At 56.5% G+C, this 17,040-nt stretch carries 11 protein-coding genes and 1 CRISPR repeat array; of the genes, 7 read left to right on the top strand and 4 right to left on the bottom strand.

Annotated features, from left to right (window positions below; all coding sequences use genetic code 11):
• Positions 1 to 110: 110 nt before the first annotated feature.
• The 4 genes from cas3g to csb2 are packed head-to-tail and all read left to right on the top strand — an operon-like array spanning position 111 to position 6,975.
• A complete protein-coding gene (gene cas3g / locus NP596_RS13915) occupies positions 111 to 2,900 on the top strand; it encodes a type I-G CRISPR-associated helicase/endonuclease Cas3g (RefSeq protein ID WP_256615989.1) in 2,790 nt (929 codons plus the stop codon).
• A complete protein-coding gene (gene cas8g2, locus NP596_RS13910) occupies positions 2,897 to 3,751 on the top strand; it encodes a type I-G CRISPR-associated protein Cas8g2 (protein WP_256615987.1) in 855 nt (284 codons plus the stop codon). Before cas3g ends, cas8g2 begins: the two co-directional genes overlap by 4 nt.
• Positions 3,748 to 4,842: a type I-G CRISPR-associated RAMP protein Csb1/Cas7g gene (cas7g, locus tag NP596_RS13905; protein ID WP_256615986.1), complete on the top strand. Its 1,095-nt coding sequence runs from the start codon at positions 3,748 to 3,750 to the stop codon at positions 4,840 to 4,842. The genes cas8g2 and cas7g overlap by 4 nt, the downstream gene beginning before the upstream one ends.
• A 3-nt stretch (positions 4,843 to 4,845) precedes the next feature.
• Positions 4,846 to 6,975, top strand: coding sequence for a type I-G CRISPR-associated protein Csb2 (csb2, locus tag NP596_RS13900; RefSeq protein WP_256615985.1), 2,130 nt, complete (start codon positions 4,846 to 4,848; stop codon positions 6,973 to 6,975).
• A 5-nt stretch (positions 6,976 to 6,980) separates the two neighbouring features.
• On the opposite strand, the gene NP596_RS13895 is transcribed toward csb2, so the two are convergent.
• Both NP596_RS13895 and NP596_RS13890 read right to left on the bottom strand, forming a co-directional pair.
• On the bottom strand, positions 6,981 to 7,322 hold the full coding sequence (locus tag NP596_RS13895) for a type II toxin-antitoxin system PemK/MazF family toxin (RefSeq protein ID WP_256615984.1): 342 nt from the start codon (positions 7,320 to 7,322) through the stop codon (positions 6,981 to 6,983).
• Entirely contained in the window at positions 7,322 to 7,630 is a 309-nt protein-coding gene (locus tag NP596_RS13890) for a YlcI/YnfO family protein (RefSeq protein ID WP_256615983.1), read from the bottom strand. Before NP596_RS13890 ends, NP596_RS13895 begins: the two co-directional genes overlap by 1 nt.
• Positions 7,631 to 7,918: 288 nt before the next feature.
• Here NP596_RS13890 and cas4g/cas1g point away from each other — a divergent pair, with 288 nt between their 5' ends.
• Entirely contained in the window at positions 7,919 to 9,640 is a 1,722-nt protein-coding gene (gene cas4g/cas1g / locus NP596_RS13885) for a CRISPR-associated endonuclease Cas4g/Cas1g (protein WP_256615982.1), read from the top strand.
• 2 nt (positions 9,641 to 9,642) lie between these two features.
• On the top strand, positions 9,643 to 9,939 hold the full coding sequence (cas2, locus tag NP596_RS13880) for a CRISPR-associated endonuclease Cas2 (RefSeq protein ID WP_256615981.1): 297 nt from the start codon (positions 9,643 to 9,645) through the stop codon (positions 9,937 to 9,939).
• A 379-nt stretch (positions 9,940 to 10,318) separates the two neighbouring features.
• Positions 10,319 to 11,956: direct repeats of the CRISPR family, unit length 36 nt; unit sequence GTCATTCCCCGGCAACCGCCGGGGCCTCATTGAAGC.
• A gap of 229 nt (positions 11,957 to 12,185) precedes the next feature.
• On the opposite strand, the gene NP596_RS13875 is transcribed toward cas2, so the two are convergent.
• On the bottom strand, positions 12,186 to 12,686 hold the full coding sequence (locus NP596_RS13875) for a GNAT family N-acetyltransferase (protein WP_256615980.1): 501 nt from the start codon (positions 12,684 to 12,686) through the stop codon (positions 12,186 to 12,188).
• A gap of 304 nt (positions 12,687 to 12,990) precedes the next feature.
• Between NP596_RS13875 and NP596_RS13870 the strand changes: the two genes are divergently transcribed.
• The gene (locus NP596_RS13870) at positions 12,991 to 13,287 is read left to right on the top strand and encodes a hypothetical protein (RefSeq protein ID WP_256615979.1); all 297 of its coding nucleotides are present in this window, start codon (positions 12,991 to 12,993) and stop codon (positions 13,285 to 13,287) included.
• A gap of 41 nt (positions 13,288 to 13,328) precedes the next feature.
• Here NP596_RS13870 and NP596_RS13865 read toward each other — a convergent pair.
• Positions 13,329 to 17,040, bottom strand: a 3,712-nt coding sequence (locus NP596_RS13865) for an nSTAND1 domain-containing NTPase (RefSeq protein ID WP_256615978.1), incomplete at its 5' end; no start/stop codon positions are given.

Genomic DNA, 17,040 nt, shown 5'->3' with positions numbered 1-17,040 from the left:
CATAGACAGAAATTTCAAAAATAAAAATTCTCGGTATCGGGTTTTGAGACCGAGACGTTGTAAGTTAGAGCACAGAGCTCCCACCCTATAACCACCAAGCAAGGTAAGTTATGGCTATTGACGAAAAATTCGAGGCGTATTTTCAAGAAATTACCGGCTTTCCGACGTTACGTTGGCAACGCCGGCTGTTTCATCAACTGAGCGAAAACCGCTTGCCCGATGCACTGGATTTACCGACCGGCTTGGGCAAAACCTCGGTCATGGTCTTGTGGCTGTTGGCCCGAGCACTGAATCCAGCGTTACCCCGACGACTCGTTTATGTCGTGGATCGGCGAGTTGTTGTTGACCAAGCCACGCAAGTTGCCGAGGAACTACAAACAAAATTGGAGCAATTGCCGGAACTCAAGGCATTGCTCGGCTTTAACCAAAATGAGTCTGTGTCGGTATCGACACTACGCGGTCAGTTTGTGGATAATCGCCAGTGGCTGGCCGACCCGACCAAAGCGGCCATTATTGTAGGCACCATCGACATGATCGGTTCACGTTTGTTGTTCGAAGGTTACGGCGTGTCGCGCAACATGCGTCGTTATCACGCTGGATTTCTTGGCGCGGATAGTCTTTGCGTGTTGGATGAAGCCCACCTTTGCCAGCCGTTCGAAGCTTTGTTGCAAGCAGTAGCCTCCGATAAAAGCTTATTGCCGACCGTCGAGCAAATGCTTTCTATTCCGCCCTTTAAGCGATTGTCGCTATCGGCTACCGGCAAACAAGGCGGGAATCAAGCGTTTGGTTTGCAAGCGGAAGACTACGGCGACGATGTAGTCGCCCAACGTTTAAACGCCAAAAAAGAACTTTCTATCGAAATCGGAAACGAAGGCAACCCTTTGCCCGAACTGCTTGGCGCGGAAGCTTGGGATTTAAAAGATTCGGGTAACCGCATCCTGATTTTCTGTAACCGGCGGGAAGACGCCCGGAAAATCAAGGCCGATCTGGAAAACCGTTTCAAACAAGCGAAAGTCAAATACCCGATCAACTTCCTGACCGGCGGCCGCCGGGTTCGAGAGCGGCAAAACCTGGTTGCTTGGTTAGCGGACTACGGTTTTTTGGCCGGTTCCGAAGCGAAACACGACACGCCGGTCTTTCTGATTGCCACATCCGCCGGCGAAGTCGGTATTGACTTGGATGCCGATCATATGGCTTGCGACTTGGTAGCTTTCGAACGCATGGTGCAGCGTTTCGGCCGAGTCAATCGGCGCGGCGAAAAATCGGCCTGCATCAAGGTTGTTGCGATTCCACCGAAAGCACCCACCGTAAAACGTCCAACCGTTCCCGATGTGTTTATGCCGCAACCGCCGTCAATTCCGCCGGAAAACGCGGATAAAGCGTTGTTGAAACAATACAAACAAGAGCAACAGGCTTTTGAAAAAGCGCAAAAAATCTACCAGAAAGTCCAAGAGGAATATGCTCAGCAGTTAGCGAGTTATCAGCAAACCGCCAAGGCATTCGAAGGCTATCAAGCACAACTCGCCGTTGTAAAACGCCTGGCAGGCGATGCCAGCCCAGGCGCGATTACCGCTTTAAAACCAAAAGTTCCAAGCGACGAAATGAAAGCCGCATTATCGGAAGAACTGTTACGCCCGGCACTTACTCGGGCGCTGGTCGATGCTTGGTCGATGACCTCGTTGGAGCAACACACCGCCCGCCCCGACATTCAACCTTGGCTACGCGGCTGGCAGCCCAATGAAGAACCGGAAACCACACTAGCTTGGCGCCAATATCTGCCTTGGGGCTATGGCGACGATTTTCCCAACCCGGCCGAAGTGGAAGCTTTTTTTGAAAACGCACCGATACACTTGAGCGAAACCCTGGAAATTTCGGTTCGGGAGGCGGCCAAAAACCTGGTCAAGCGCGCCCAGGAAACCCTAAAATCTGACTCGAATTTAAGTGGAAAACCGGCTCTGTTGTTACTGACTCGAGCCGGAAAGCTGGCCGGTAACCGCAGTTTCACTGTTCAACAACTGGCGAACGTTGCGGAGCTTAAGGAATTGCAAGTTTTGTTGGCTAACCGTCAAGCTGTGATAACCCGGTTTTTGGGCGGATTATCAAACGAAGGTCTATTGGACGACAGCGCAGACGGTGAAGGACTGGTCACGCTCGATCACCAATGGGATGAACACATAGTGGGTTACCGCGTGGTTTGTCGCGAGTACGTGGTTAAGGCCGAAGGCGATTGGCACACCGTTTATCAATTTAAACCCAAAGCCGATGAGGACGCCGAAGCCGTTGAAATCTGGTTGGTTCAAGTGTATCGCGGCCCGAAATCGCAACGCCAAGGCGACCCTGCCGTTGCCCGATTCGAACAAAGTCTACAAAAACATCACGATTTTGCAGGTCGGGAAATGAAGACCATTGCTCAAGCCTTGGCGCTTCCCGCGGATTATGCCGACTTAGTGGTTGCCGCTATGCGTCGCCATGACTTGGGCAAACAGCGAGGTCTTTGGCAAACCTCGATGAACGCGCCACCCGACGGCCGCCCCTACGCTAAAACCTTGGGCGGCGGCAATCCGCGTTTGCTGGCTGGATACCGCCATGAATTCGGTTCATTGGCGGACGTGGCAAACGACGCGGCCATCAACCAGTTACCAACAGAATTACAGGACTTAGCGCTGCACTTGATCGCCTCTCATCACGGTTATGCTTGCCCGGTGATTGCGCCGATCGATCCCGGCGCGCCGCCATCTGTTTTGGCGGAACGCGCACAACAAGCCGCGCTGCGCTTTGCCTGTTTGCAACGGCAATGGGGGCCTTGGGGTTTGGCCTGGTGGGAGGCGGTATTTCGCGCGGCCGATCATCGCGCCTCGCAAATCAGCGACGAACAAGCGGAATTGGAGGGCAAGGCATGAATATCAGCACAATCCCGGTCGATTTGACCAATCCAGGCCAAGTGTTGGCATGCGTGGGGTTTTTGGAGGCATCCGAAGCCTTGTTGGGTTATGCAGAAGCGCGTTTCGATTGGCAACCGGCAACCGGTGCGCAGTTTCAGTTGCGAACGGAAACTTCGGAAAATCCGTTTGCCAAAGTGCTTGCTTTTTTGGCCGATGCCAAAGCCATTGCCATTGTTCCCGGAGATTGGCTGGTGCCAAGCAAAATAACCGAATTTACGGTTGCCGATACCTTTCCCGCGCCGGAGGCTGACGCAACTTCACTACCGATCCAGCTGCAAGATTCGACGGGGCGCAGTGTGTTGCTTAGCCACTGGGCGGACGGCGGCGTGGATGAAACGTTCAAGCTATATGCCGGTAATCGTAGCGCGCAGAAGATTGCCAACGACATGTTGCGGGAAATTGTGACGCTCTGGAGCACGAGGCATGACGCACTGTTATTCGATCCGCTCAATGTGCTGTGCAGCATGGGCGGCAGTTTCAATTTCGATCCGAGAGGTGCGTGGATGGGGCTCGACGTGGGTTATTCGATCAACGATCTGAAAAGCAACAAGGAGTTGGAGCAAAAAGTCGTTGCTTCGCCGGTGGTTGAATTGCTGGCGGCATGGGGACTACAACACGCCCGTCCGTTTGAATTGGCGTTACGCCGATACCGCTATGCCGTTTGGAACGACTGGTTGCCGCCGCAATTGGCCCGGCCGGCATTGAGCGGGCAACTGCCTTTGGCGCTCAAGCGCCAGTATCAATTCGCGCTCGATTTGTCGGGCAAAAACAAAATCGTCTGTTACGCCATTCAGGAGAATATGCCATGAGCCCAACCCAAACACTCAGCCACGCCATCATCGACCAATGGGCAGACAATCCCAAAGGCCCGGTGGCATTGATACTCAAGCAAAAACTGTTGCCGGTGGACGGCGAAGGCGGTGTAATTTTTCCGCCCACCTACGCTGACATTGGTTACTCGATCGACACCCTGTCGGACGGTACTAAAGTTGCCCAAATCGACTCGGTGCCTTCGCAGGCCAACCGTAGCGAGCCTGTCTTTATGGATGAAGAATACAAACAGTTGGTGCCGCAAATCGAAATAAATTTGGGCAACAAGGACGACCCGGAACGTAAGGTTTCGATCTTGGAGTTGGCGCACCGGGCCGGCGATGCGGTGGTAAGGTCTACCGACGAATTGGCTGCGGAAATCGACGAAGCATTCAAATCATTATTGAGGACTCATAACGCCGTACCTTTGGCAAAACTAGCGCCGACATCGTTGGTTTTCGGTGCGTGGGATTCCAGAGGTACGCAAGTCAAACGTCCCCGCTTGATTCGCTCGATTATCCGGGCCGAGGATGTTGAAGTTTTGAGTACGGCCGCCCAATACAACAGTGTTTGGAAACTGTTGGACGACGACCAAAAAAAGGCGTTGACCGACGAAGCGAAAAAGCAAAAGGTAAAACTATCCGTTAAGGGCTTTAACGACGTACCCGCGCCTAAAGGTTTGGGCGGCATCATCGCCCGTGGCCCCATTACCCGCCAAGTCACGATTAACTTGATTGCCCTGCAGTCGATCAAAGGCGACAGCGATGAATCCACCCGGCAGCTAAAGCGCTATTTGCTGGCCCTGGCATTGGTCGCCGCCACCGCCGAAACCGAACTGTATTTGCGCGAAGGCTGTTTGTTACGTTGCGCCGATGAGGCTGACGTTTGGGAAGCGGTGGCCAGACGGGGCGCTTCGCAGCTTTATAGCTTGTCGGCGGATCAAGAACGCTTGCTGATTAAAGACTATGCCCAGCAAGCGGCGGCTACTTTTGGAGTTAAGCAACCCGAAAAAACCTACCAATTCAACATCAAAAAAGCCAAGGAACTCCTAGCCAAAAAAGAAGAAGCCGAAAGCGACGCCGAGGGTTAAGCCATGAACCAACAGGCTCTCGTTATTTCCGTTCGCTTGCTGGATGACCATTATCACGGCAATGGCACTTGGCCACCTTCGCCGTTTCGTTTATATCAAGCGTTGGTAGCGGCGGCTTTTACCGGCCGCACGGCTTCCGATGCAGAAGCGGTTGCGTTACGCTGGTTGGAGCAATTGCCGCCACCGGTTGTATTGAGTCCAACTTACCAGCAATCGGCATTGACTACCTACTACGTGCCGCGTAACGGGGCCGATGCGCAACAAGGCAATTTGGCGGCGGCCGCTAAAAAACGCGATGCCAAGTTAGTCAAGCCTTGGCTGTTCGACGGCCTGCAACCGCTGCATTACGTGTGGTTCTTTGCCGAACACGCTGGTGAAGCACAAACACTGACTGAACTGAGCGAACGGCTGTATCAGCTTGGTCGCGGCGTGGATATGGCGTTTGCTTGGGCAGAGCAACTTAGCGCCGATCATGCCCAGCAAATCATTATTCAACATGCCGGCCCAGTGTTCCGGCCTACGCCGCAAGGTGTCAGCAATACGCTGGATTGTCCGAGTCCAAGTCGGTCTTTGGACTCTCTGTTGACCCGTTACCAAGGTCAATTAAAACGTCTGCGCAAAGGCGAATTCCACAAACCGCCGCTACCGATATTCCAACCCACCGGTTATAACTGCCCGTCGTCGTTACTATTGTTCGATATTCAAAATCAACACGGCGACGTTGCCGCGCAACCGCTGACCGTTGCCGCTCAATTCACCAAACGTTTGGTTGAACTGGCAAGTAATCGCTTGAAAGCGCATTTTCCAGAGCATGCCGAACGTTACTTGGCCGGCATTGGCGCCAATGACGCGGACAAGGCGTTGCGCATTCGGGTAATCCCCTTGCCGTCGATCGGCCATCAACACACAAATCCCGATATTCGTCGGGTGCTGGTCGAAGTGCCGGCCGATTGCCCGCTGCAATTGGCCGACGTGGAATGGGCATTCGCCGGCTGGCCGCTGGAATTTGATCCGGAAACCGGCGAAATCCACCCGAATACACCGGTTTTGGTCAAGGCAAATGATCGTAAGATGCTGGAGCATTACGGCATAAGCGGACAAAAAGCCTCCCGCATTTGGCGAACAGTGACACCGGTTGCATTACCTCTGGGAAAAAGCTTTACAGCCCACTTCGGCGGCGAACGACTCTTGAAACAAAGCCAACTGCATTACGCAGCCCGCCAAGCCTTGCGGCACTGCGGCATTACCGCGCCGGTGCAAATTCTAAGAATTCAGAGCGAACCTTTCGATAGCACCGGCACGTTGGCACACGACTTTGCTTTCCAGCGTTTCGATCGCGCCAGGCTTTATCATCTGGAACTGGCGTTTACCGAGCCAATGACCGGCCCGCTGGTAATCGGTGACGGACGCTATCTCGGCCTTGGGGTAATGCGGCCGGCGGCCGAAGAGAACCGTTCGGCCATGCGCTTTAACATCAATCTAGGTAATCGGCCTACGGTGCAAAGTCGGGCAGCCTTTCTACAAGCCGTTCGCAGAGCGTTGATGAGTTTAGATCGGCAATTATTCGGGCAGGTAAGCCGCTTGATTTCAGGCCATGAGACGGACGGCTCCGCTGCCCGTTCCGGAAATCACCGACATATCTTTTTGGCCACCGACGATAATGACGGCGACGGTTTGCTGGATTGCCTGCTAGTGGTGGCTCCGTCGGGCGCCGACCGCAATGCTCAATCTTCGAATGGCGACAGGGAACGCTTCGAAACGGTAGTTAGCCGATTGACGAATGTTCGGGCCGGCGCGTTAGGGATTATTGGCTTGCAACTCCAGGACAACTTAGCGAACCCTGACGATCCACTGCTAGGTTCCGCAAAGTGCTGGAAGAGCATTTCCAACTACCGGCCCACCCGCTGCCCTAAAACGCTAGATCAAGCTGACGACGCAATACGCGTCGATGTTATTAACGAATGCCTGCGCCGTGGCTTACCGGAACCGAAGGTGGAAGTGCTGAATATCCACCAAGGCCGCAAAGGCGGCATCAAAGCCCAGCTCCGCCTGAGTTTTGCGGTCGCAGTCAACGGACCATTGTTACTTGGTAAGGACAGCCACGAAGGCGGCGGCTTGTTTGGAGCAGACTGATGCCCTCACCACAACCCCATCACCCCCCGCAAACTCTTCTCCACCGCCGCCAATTCCTCGGCGGTGACGGTGGCGAGCGGGCCTTCGCCGAAACGATCCCTGTCCAGGGCACGGGGTTGGTCGGTGACGACCTGACAAGGTTTCAGCAGGCGGCCGCGCGGCGGCAGGGTGACGCGCCAGCGCTTGAACAGTGGGTAAACCTGCGTGGTCAACGGCAGCACTACCACCATCGGCGTAATGGTTTCGTTCAATTCGTCGGTCTGGATAATCAGCACCGGTCGTGCTTTGCCGATTTCGCGACCGCGCGGCGGGTTCAAATTTCCGACCCATATTTCACCCCGCTTCATCATTCCCACCATTTTTCATCAGGGTCGATGCCGGCGGCGCGCTCTTCGGCAATCAAACGGTCCAGGGCATCGTCGGCCGCATCGAATTCTTCGGCAATGGCCAAGGCTTCGCGGCGGATTTCCGGGTCGGCGTACGCCGTGCGCACTTCCGCCACCATTTCCGCCATAAACCGCTCGCGCTCGCGGCGGGCCAGGTATTCGGTAATCGCCAGCCGGGCAATTTCCGATTGGCTTTTGCCTTCCAGTTGGGCTTCGGCTTTGAGATTGGCTTCCACATCGTTGGGTAAACGCAGGCTGATGGCGGGCATGGTTGGCTCCATTAAAACGACAAAACGAGTGACAAATTGTATGACAAACCGCATGACGTACCAAGTTTTCCTGCCATGACCGACCTTAACGTAACCGACTGGCCCGAAGAACGGCCTATCCCCTACAGCACCCTTTGGTTCCCGACGCCATTCGCTATGAGGCGGCCCATTTCGCGGATCGGGCCGGCCATTTGCACCGGGTTCCGGCGGATCGCGTTATCGAATGGCGGCTGTTCGGTCATGGCGGCGAACTGCTGGAAATATTTTGGCTGGAGGATTAATTAAGCCGTGTCCGACGAACAAGCACCCGTCCAGCTTGAATTGCCGCTGCCGTTTCCGGAACTGTCCGGCGATACGCCGTTGCTGCCGGCGCGGATGATTAACGAGTTTCAATACTGTCCGCGCCTGGCCTATCTGGAATGGGTGCAGGGCGAATGGGCGGCGTCGGCGGACACCGTGGAAGGCGACCATGCCCACCGCCGGGTGGACAAACCGTCCAAAAGCTTTCCGGAGGCCGACGATCTGGACGACGGCGACACACTGCACGGCCGATCGATTACCCTGTCGTCGAACCGTTTGGGCCTGATTGCCAAGCTGGATTTACTGGAAGCGGAAGACGGCATCGTCACCCCCGTCGATTACAAGCGCGGCAAGCGCCCGCATGTGGCGCGCGGCGCGTATGACCCGGAGCGCGTGCAACTGTGCGTGCAGGGTTTGATTCTGCGCGAACACGGCTACCGTTGCGACGAGGGCTTGCTGTATTTTGTGCAAAGCCGCGAACGGGTGCGGGTGGCGTTCGATGAGGAATTGCTGCAACTGACGGCCAACGCCATGCAGGGTTTGCGCCTGATGGCCGACAGCGGCCACATTCCGCTGCCGTTGCAGGATAGCCCCAAATGCCCCGGCTGTTCACTGGTGGGTATTTGCCTGCCGGACGAGGTCAATTACTTTCGTGACCCGGCCAATCCGCCCCGGCCGCTGGCGGTGATGCGCGATGAGGCCTTGCCGGTGTATGTGCAGGCGTATAAAGCCAAAGTCAGCAAAAAAGGCGAGGAACTGGAAATCAGCATCGACGATAAACCGGTGCAAACCGCGCGGCTGATGGATACCTCGCAAGTGGTAATCATGGGCAATGTCTACATTACCACCCCGTGTTTGCAGGAATTGATGCGCCGCGACATTCCCGTCAGCTGGCATAGTCACGGCGGCTGGTTTACCGGGCACACCATCGGTACCGGCCATAAAAACGTCGAATTGCGCACCGCGCAATACAAGGCCAGCTTTAACGACAGCCAGTGTTTGCAAATTGCCAAGGGTCTGGTGCGGGCCAAAATCCAGAACAGCCGGGTATTGCTGCGCCGCAACTGGCGCGGCGAGCAGCCCGCCGATGCGCTGACCGACCAGCTCAAAATTTTGGCCGACAAAGCGCTGCGCGCCAAGGATTTAAGCCAGTTATTGGGCGTTGAAGGCGCCGCGGCGGCGGTGTACTTCGGCGCCTTCGATCAACTGATCAAAAAACCGGACGACAGCCGCCAACTCAGCTTCGACTTTAACCAGCGTAACCGCAGGCCGCCCGCCGATCCGGTCAATGCCATGTTGTCGTTTGCCTACTCCCAGCTGGTGCGCAGCTGGACCATGAGCTTGAGTGCGGTCGGGCTGGATCCGTATCGCGGTTTTTATCACCAGCCCCGCTACGGCCGCCCGGCGCTGGCGCTGGATTTGATGGAGCCGTTCCGGCCCATCATCGCCGATTCCGTGGTGCTTAAAGCCATCAATAACGGCGAAGTAAGGCCGACCGATTTCGTCTCTGCGGCAGGCAGCGTCAATCTCGACGAAGGCGGTCGCAAGCGTTTTATCGCCGCCTTCGAACGCCGCATGTGCGAGGAAGTGACTCACCCCTTGTTCGGTTACCGGGTCGAATACCGGCGCCTGTTCGAAATTCAGGCCCGTTTGTTGGGGCGCTTTTTGCTGGGCGAACTGGCGGAATATCCCAACTTTACCACCCGTTAAACATGGCCGCGCCGCAGCACTTGTACATCGTGACTTACGACATCGGCGATCCCAAGCGCTGGCGCAAAGTGTTTCGGCTGATGAAAGGTTATGGCGAGTGGCTGCAGTTGTCGGTGTTTCAATGCCGCCTCAGTCGCAAACAACACGCGGAAATGCTGGCGATGCTGGACACCATGATTCACCACGCCGACGATCATGTGCTGATCATAAACGTCGGCCCGGCGGAAAACATCAAACCGTCGATTGTCAGTCTGGGCAAGGAATTTGCCGTGATGGAACGGCAAACGGTGATTGTCTGACGCGGTTTATTTTGTAACTATTCAGCGCAGGTTAGGCGCCAGCCGTAACCCAACGCATCGGCTTATGGTGGTGCGTTGGCTTCGATTGTCGGGTTACGCTCTATCGAGCTTTTATGCCCTTGAGGGTAAACCCGACCTACGCAATTGATCCGCATCGGCTGGCATAGTTACTTTTTTTTTTTGCCTGCCCGGCGCGAGCGCTGCAGTGGCGCGAAAAACCCGGCCAGCGCTCGTTGCCCTAAAGCTCTTTAAAAATCAGATAATTAGAAATTCGACTTGTGTAGGCGGTATTTGTTTAGTTAGTCTAACGCGGCGTTGGACGCAAGCCCTCGCAAGTTTGCCTTGTAGACCTTGGGAGACAAGGCCTGCAAGGCCGGCTGTCATTCCCCGGCAACCGCCGGGGCCTCATTGAAGCATTTTATAAGTTATTGTTTTTGTTCGCATATTTTTTTGTCATTCCCCGGCAACCGCCGGGGCCTCATTGAAGCGGCGCGTCGTTTTCGACTGAGGGCGGCATAAATAGTACGTCATTCCCCGGCAACCGCCGGGGCCTCATTGAAGCCACATGAACAAGTTTTGGAAATCGTCTTCGCTGTATTGTCATTCCCCGGCAACCGCCGGGGCCTCATTGAAGCGCTGTCCTTCGCCGCCTTTCCCTTTGGCTCTTTTTCCGTCATTCCCCGGCAACCGCCGGGGCCTCATTGAAGCACTGTATCGGGGCTTTTCGGCGGGCGGTCGAGCGTACGTCATTCCCCGGCAACCGCCGGGGCCTCATTGAAGCTTATCCGCAAAATTTTACACGCAAAAATGGGGGGGTGTCATTCCCCGGCAACCGCCGGGGCCTCATTGAAGCAAAGTATAGTACCCGATATTGAATTTACTTCTAACTGGTCATTCCCCGGCAACCGCCGGGGCCTCATTGAAGCACAAGAAGTGCGTAGGCTATCATATAGCCTTCTTGTGTCATTCCCCGGCAACCGCCGGGGCCTCATTGAAGCTCTTGGTAGGGGTAACAACGGCTTGGCGGGCGGTATTGTCATTCCCCGGCAACCGCCGGGGCCTCATTGAAGCCGGTTTATCCGATTATTCAATACTCAATCAAATACACGTCATTCCCCGGCAACCGCCGGGGCCTCATTGAAGCATTTTGCCCTGCTTGTCGGTCTGAAAGGCATGCTCGTCATTCCCCGGCAACCGCCGGGGCCTCATTGAAGCATGCTGTCGTCCTGTTGCTCAAAGCAGGCATTGCTGCGTCATTCCCCGGCAACCGCCGGGGCCTCATTGAAGCCCGCACGGCGTATCGGCTGGACACCACGCAATAGCGTCATTCCCCGGCAACCGCCGGGGCCTCATTGAAGCTCACTTTGTTGCTGTTCCATACCGCTTCGACGGTGCGATGTCATTCCCCGGCAACCGCCGGGGCCTCATTGAAGCATCCAAAAAACATTAAATACTGTCGTTGTTGCCGCCGTCATTCCCCGGCAACCGCCGGGGCCTCATTGAAGCATGCTTTCGCCAGGCCAAACGCGCCAGACAATATTTGTCATTCCCCGGCAACCGCCGGGGCCTCATTGAAGCAAAGTGTATTACCCTAACGGCACCCCACAAAACCCATGTCATTCCCCGGCAACCGCCGGGGCCTCATTGAAGCTATTCGTGCATTCATGCATTCTTCATCATGTTCTGAGTCATTCCCCGGCAACCGCCGGGGCCTCATTGAAGCTTATGTGATGATCCGCTGCGCTCGTTTATTCAGCCAAGGTCATTCCCCGGCAACCGCCGGGGCCTCATTGAAGCACCCTTACTGCTTTTTATTACATATCCAATGATATATGTCATTCCCCGGCAACCGCCGGGGCCTCATTGAAGCTGTGCGATTTCCCTTTTTAACTCAACTCAGCCCATGGAGTCATTCCCCGGCAACCGCCGGGGCCTCATTGAAGCATGGATGTGCGGGTGCCATCCGTTGCCACCGTGGGTAGTCATTTCCCGGCAACCGCCGGGGCCTCATTGAAGCTCAGTGAATCAAGAATCCCCTTCCTAAAGAGGTTGTCGTAAAAGGTAGGTCGGGCTGAATGCAATGAAGCCCAACGTTTTGATTTTGTTGGATTACGCCACTCTAACCTACATTTTGGCTTTTACGACAGCCTAATCAAGGGCGTAACCCGACACTCGAAGCCATTGCCCGAAGTAAGCCGATGCGTTGGGTTACGGCTGGGGTCCGGCGAGAACCGCAAGCGGTTTTTTTATCCCGCGGCCGGTGTCTCCGGTTTAAGCCAGATCATTTCCAAGTTGGCGTCATCCTGGCTCGTAGCGGACCACCCCAGCGAGGCGTAAAGCCGTTGCGCCGCAATGTTTTGTTTCGAAACCGAAAGCGTCACGGGTTTGCGTTTCAAGGCCGCTTCCGCTTGTAATGCCTGCAGCAGGCAGCGGCCGTATCCGCGTCTTCGAGCCCGGGGTAACAAGGCCATATAAATTAGACGAATGCTCATGTCGCCTCTATGTACTACCAGTTGCCCGATAGCCGCGCCGTCTTGCTCGATGATGGAAAACTCGGCATTCGGAAAGCGTTGGCGGTAGCTGCTCTGCTGGGCGCGGCATTGCATGGCGAGCAATTGCTCTAACACCCGATCCGGCAAGCCGGCTTGCAATAAGTCGTCCCGCGTGGAACGGTGCAGGCGAGCCAGAAAATCGCTGTCATGCGGGGTTTCCGGGCGTATGCGCAAAAGGGGATTGGACAAATGCATGGCGCGTCTCTTTATTGTCAGGGCAGGGTGGGATGCCGAATGGCGCGATGAACCCAAAAAGAGCAGTTAGCCCTTGCCAACGCAGTCCAACACGTTGAAATTATGCAGCAAGGAGGCCTTTATGCAAGAACTTATCACTTACCCAAGGTGAATCGGAAGGTAGTGCCCTATTGCCGATTTCTGGACCCAGCGGTGGATGCCTTTGCCGGCCGGATTCATGTTGACTGGAATCCTGACGCCGCGGCGACCCCGCTGGGGCAGTTGCCTTGCTTCATCGAATTTCTGCACGCCAGCGGCTTGTTTGATGACTGGGTCGCGCGGTGTGTGTCCCTTGGCCTGGATCAGTCCGAATGCGCCTTGCAAGCGCGATGCGTTGGGTACGGTATTGTTGTCGGTTCTATCGGGGCACCAACGCTACGCGCATATCAGTGCCTTGCGCGGCGATGGCGTCAAGCCCGAGTTGCTGGGTATGAGCAAAGTGGTCAGCGAGGATTCGGTGCGGCGTGGTTTCGCCCAGTTGGACGAGGAAACCGGCACGCGCTGGTTGCAAACCACCGTTCGCAGGCCATGGCGGAACAAAACGTTACGGACGGGTTTCTAAAACCGTCCGGCCTTGGGAAAAATGAATATGCCACACCCGCGTTACTGTCCGTTTTTGCCCGCGGTGCTCCAAAAATACGCCCCGATCAATCCCGGGCTGACCTGAAATTCCAGTTCCTTACCGTCGCGTTCGACCGCCAGGGTTCTTTTTTTGAAGCCGACCCGGGTCATTTGTTGTTCCAGCGTAAAGTGGTTGACCACCTCCTGGCCGTCGTAGCGGGTAATGATGTCGCCGACGCGCAGCCCCAGTTTTTCGGCTTCGCAGCAAATGCCGGTCACCGTCACCGCGCTATGGGTCGGGTTGCCTTGGCTGTCCCGGATCGACTGGCTCAGTAAGTTGCCGTTGGCGTCGTAGTCCAGCGTCCAGCGGCTGATGCCGTTAGCCAGGGTGACAGGCTGGCCGCTTTCGTCCAGCATATTGATTTCGGTTATTTTTCCCGCTGTGTTGTAGCCGAGCGATACGCCGGCGTAGCCGTCGTTGTTTTTGATGGGCCGGTGCCGGGTGTCCAGAAAGCCGAATGCGGTCGGGTTGCCCTTGGCGTCGTAAGCGACGGTTTCGAACGCAAACCCCTTTTCATTCAGGATCGGTTGGCCGTCCGCCGCAAAATAGCCTATTTCGGTCGCCAGACCGAGCGCATCATGGCTGAACTCGGTAGTGGTGTGGCGGAGCCCGTTGACCGGCCGCGGTTGTCCGCTGGAATCGGTAGTCTCGATCCGGGTTACCAAACCTTCGGCGTTATGATTAATGCGATGCCGCGAGACGATTTGGTCGGCGCCTGCGTCCCGCAGGGCAGCGTCTACATGCAGTTGGGCGATTTCCTCATCGTAACCGGCCGGGTTTTTCTTGAATTTGAGAAACACGCTCCGCATGTCCGGCAGCAGTAAATAAGCTTGGCCGGGCAGGGTGAATTGCAGGGTCCAGACTTGTTGGCCGCTTTTGTTGTAGGCGGTTTCGCCGCGCAGGGCGCCATCGGCGCTGTAAACGTAATCGAACACGCAGGCCCGCGCATCGAAACCCAGGGTTTGCGCCAGGTTTTGGTAATTGGTGGAATCCGGCATCATGCAAATATAGGGCAGGCCGAATTGCTCCGCGCGCCGTACGCGTCCTTGCGGGTCGCGTTTGAATTGGTAGTAAATGTAGGGCATATCCCGGGCGTCTACCAGCGGGCCGACGCCTCTCGGCCCGCTGGAATCGTGCACCAGATTGCGGTAGTTCTCGATGCGTAGATTGTCGTTAGTGCCGGTTTCGGTAAGCAGATAAAACGCGCCTATCAGCAGAAACAGCAGCAAAAAGGCCAACTCCTTGAGCGGAATCCGGAAGCCGAGTGCGCGGGTCGCGGCCGAATTCATGGCTAACAGTTGGCGCCGGCGCCGGTTGCCGCGCAGCCATTTTTCGCCGCTGACGTAGAGCATGGCGGCAAGAATCAGCACGTAGCCCAGGTAATTTTTGAGTTCGGTGCCCGGTGCGTTGTAAGTGTAAAAAGCCAGGTAAAAAAACAGGCCGTACAGCGCGGTACAGCTCGTCCAGAATAGTTTGCCGACCCGGAGTTCCTTAGTCAGCGGCATCGCCAGCCAGCGCATCAGCGTTGTCCAGGCCACCGGGGCGGCCAATGCCAAGGCAAATGCGATAACGACGCCATTAGCGGCGACGATGCTCCACAGCGAGCTGCCCTCGCTGAACTTCAGTGTGCCGGCCGTCGAGATGGCCAGCATGACGGTCCAGCAAATCAGCCCGCCCAGCCAGGCATATTTGCCTTGGGAACGCCGGATAAGCGTGGATGCGCGGACGTAACTTTTCTCGGTTTCGGTCAGCGTTGATGCCGTCTGTTCAAGCAGGGCTTCGGCGTCGTCCAACGGTTTGCCTTTTTCCAGCAGCAGGTCCGGGTCGTTATGGGCGTCTTGCCAATGCCGCGCCATTTCGGTCAGCGTGGTGCGTTGAAACAGTAGCGTAAGATTGTTCGCTATCCATTCCCGAATGCGCGGCCAATGCTGCAGCAGGGCTTCATGGGCAACGCTGACCACGGCGCCGCCATCGTCGGCGCGATCGGTCACGAACAGCCGGGCTTGCACAAAGGCGTCGATAAGCGCGGCGGCGGGCTGATTTTGCCCGAACGACGCGATAGGCACATAGCGGCGTAGCGGGGTTTTCTTGTCGATATGGCCGAACTCGACCACGGCGGACAGCACCGCGGGCAACTGTTCGCGTATCGGGCTGGGCAGACTGTCGAATACGGTTTCCGCGCGCTTGGCCAACGAGCCTTCGACGCCGCCCAGCGAGCGGTACGCCGCGAAACCGAGCAGGCCTTGTTGTCCGCATAGATTGAACAGTTCCTGCAAGGTAAATTCCAGCAACGGCAATGCGTTGGCGCTGTTGATGACGGCGTTATACAGCGTGTCGTCGAGCCGGGCGCCGGTGTCCGCATCTTCTTCGAAACGCAGCCCGGCGATGCGCGCCGGCTGGCGTATCATCTGCAGGATTTCCGCCGCCGACGGCGGTTTCAGATCATAGGTGCCGTTGCCTTCTTTCATGTCCTGCAATGCCGGCAGTTCGGCGCAGCGGTGGTAAAAATCGCTGCGCAGCGTGGCGATCGCCCAGAGTTGTCCATCGTTAATCAATGCCGCCAGCGCGGCAACGAATAGGCGGCGTTCGTCGGGCGCGACTCTTTGCAGAGTAAATAGCTCTTCCAGCTGATCGACCACCAAAACCAGGCGTGTGATGGGTAATGCCGCGAGTTGTTGCTGCTCCTGAAGTTGGTTTGCCGCTTGGGAAAGCGCCAACTTGATCAGCGGAACCGCCGAGGCGGGGCTTTGCCGCAGCGTAGCGGCCAATTCGGTGGGGTTTAAGGCTGAACTCAGTTCCGGCAAAGCCTGTTCGCGCAATAAGGCGTTCGCCAGTCCGTCGAACAGGTCGCCGGCGGACTCGGCCGGGCGCATGATGGCGTAGCGCCACAACCCGACGCCTTCGATAATGCCGGGTTGGGTCAGGCTGGGCAAAACGCCGGCCCGCACCACGGACGATTTGCCGATGCCGCTCATGCCGGTTATCAACACGAACGGACGCCCTATGGCAGCCTGGCCGCGCAGGGCGTTGAGAATATCGCCGACCGCGCGGGTGCGGCCGAAAAAGATCGGGGCGTGGTCGTATTCGAATACCTGCAGGCCGCGAAACGGCGAGCCGCGCCATGCGGTTTGCGCGGGTTCCGGGAAGTCTTTTGCCTCGCTGGCGATGCTCTGCAGGATCAGTTTGCGCAGATGCTCTTCCAGATGGTCTTCAAACTGCGCGGTGGTGGCGTAGGGATGAAACGCGGCGGTAAAGGCGCCTTCGCTGTCGATGAACCAGCGTTCGATAAACGCATCCAGCGCATCTTTTTGGGCAAGGCGGGCCAGCACTTCTGTCTTGTTTTTCAGCGGGGTGACGGGATCGGCGGTTTTACGGTAAACCAGAATGTTCGGCGATCCGTGCTGGCGAAATGCGTTGACCGCGTCTTCGAATTCGTACTCGGTACCCGAGTTGTAGCTGGAACCGTTGGGGCGGGACAACTTCTCGGCCGGCAACGGCGTTCCCAACCGCGACCACAGCACGAATACCGCGATATCCGCCTTGGACGCCGCCGGGAGCTGGGTTTGGAAATCCGCGGTGGCCAGCAAGGGTTCCTGTTCCCAGAAAATACTCTCGAGCTCGATTTTATTGGCGAATTCGCCTTGCAGGCGCTTGATGACGCTATGCGTCAGCAAGCGTTCCTCGCCGACGTCG

Source organism: Methylomonas rivi (assembly GCF_024505165.1).
Lineage (GTDB): Bacteria > Pseudomonadota > Gammaproteobacteria > Methylococcales > Methylomonadaceae > Methylomonas > Methylomonas rivi.
Note: the sequence above shows the minus strand (reverse complement) of the source record. Positions and strands in the feature narration are given on the sequence as shown.

Excerpts from the sequence above, each read along its gene's own strand:
- cas7g (WP_256615986.1), top strand. The coding sequence starts at position 3,748 with ATGAGCCCAACCCAAACACTCAGCCACGCCATCATCGACCAATGGGCA.
- NP596_RS13875 (WP_256615980.1), bottom strand. The coding sequence starts at position 12,686 with ATGCATTTGTCCAATCCCCTTTTGCGCATACGCCCGGAAACCCCGCAT.
- cas2 (WP_256615981.1), top strand. The coding sequence starts at position 9,643 with ATGGCCGCGCCGCAGCACTTGTACATCGTGACTTACGACATCGGCGAT.
- NP596_RS13895 (WP_256615984.1), bottom strand. The coding sequence starts at position 7,322 with ATGAAGCGGGGTGAAATATGGGTCGGAAATTTGAACCCGCCGCGCGGT.
- cas8g2 (WP_256615987.1), top strand. The coding sequence starts at position 2,897 with ATGAATATCAGCACAATCCCGGTCGATTTGACCAATCCAGGCCAAGTG.
- NP596_RS13870 (WP_256615979.1), top strand. The coding sequence starts at position 12,991 with ATGACTGGGTCGCGCGGTGTGTGTCCCTTGGCCTGGATCAGTCCGAAT.
- NP596_RS13890 (WP_256615983.1), bottom strand. The coding sequence starts at position 7,630 with ATGCCCGCCATCAGCCTGCGTTTACCCAACGATGTGGAAGCCAATCTC.
- csb2 (WP_256615985.1), top strand. The coding sequence starts at position 4,846 with ATGAACCAACAGGCTCTCGTTATTTCCGTTCGCTTGCTGGATGACCAT.
- cas3g (WP_256615989.1), top strand. The coding sequence starts at position 111 with ATGGCTATTGACGAAAAATTCGAGGCGTATTTTCAAGAAATTACCGGC.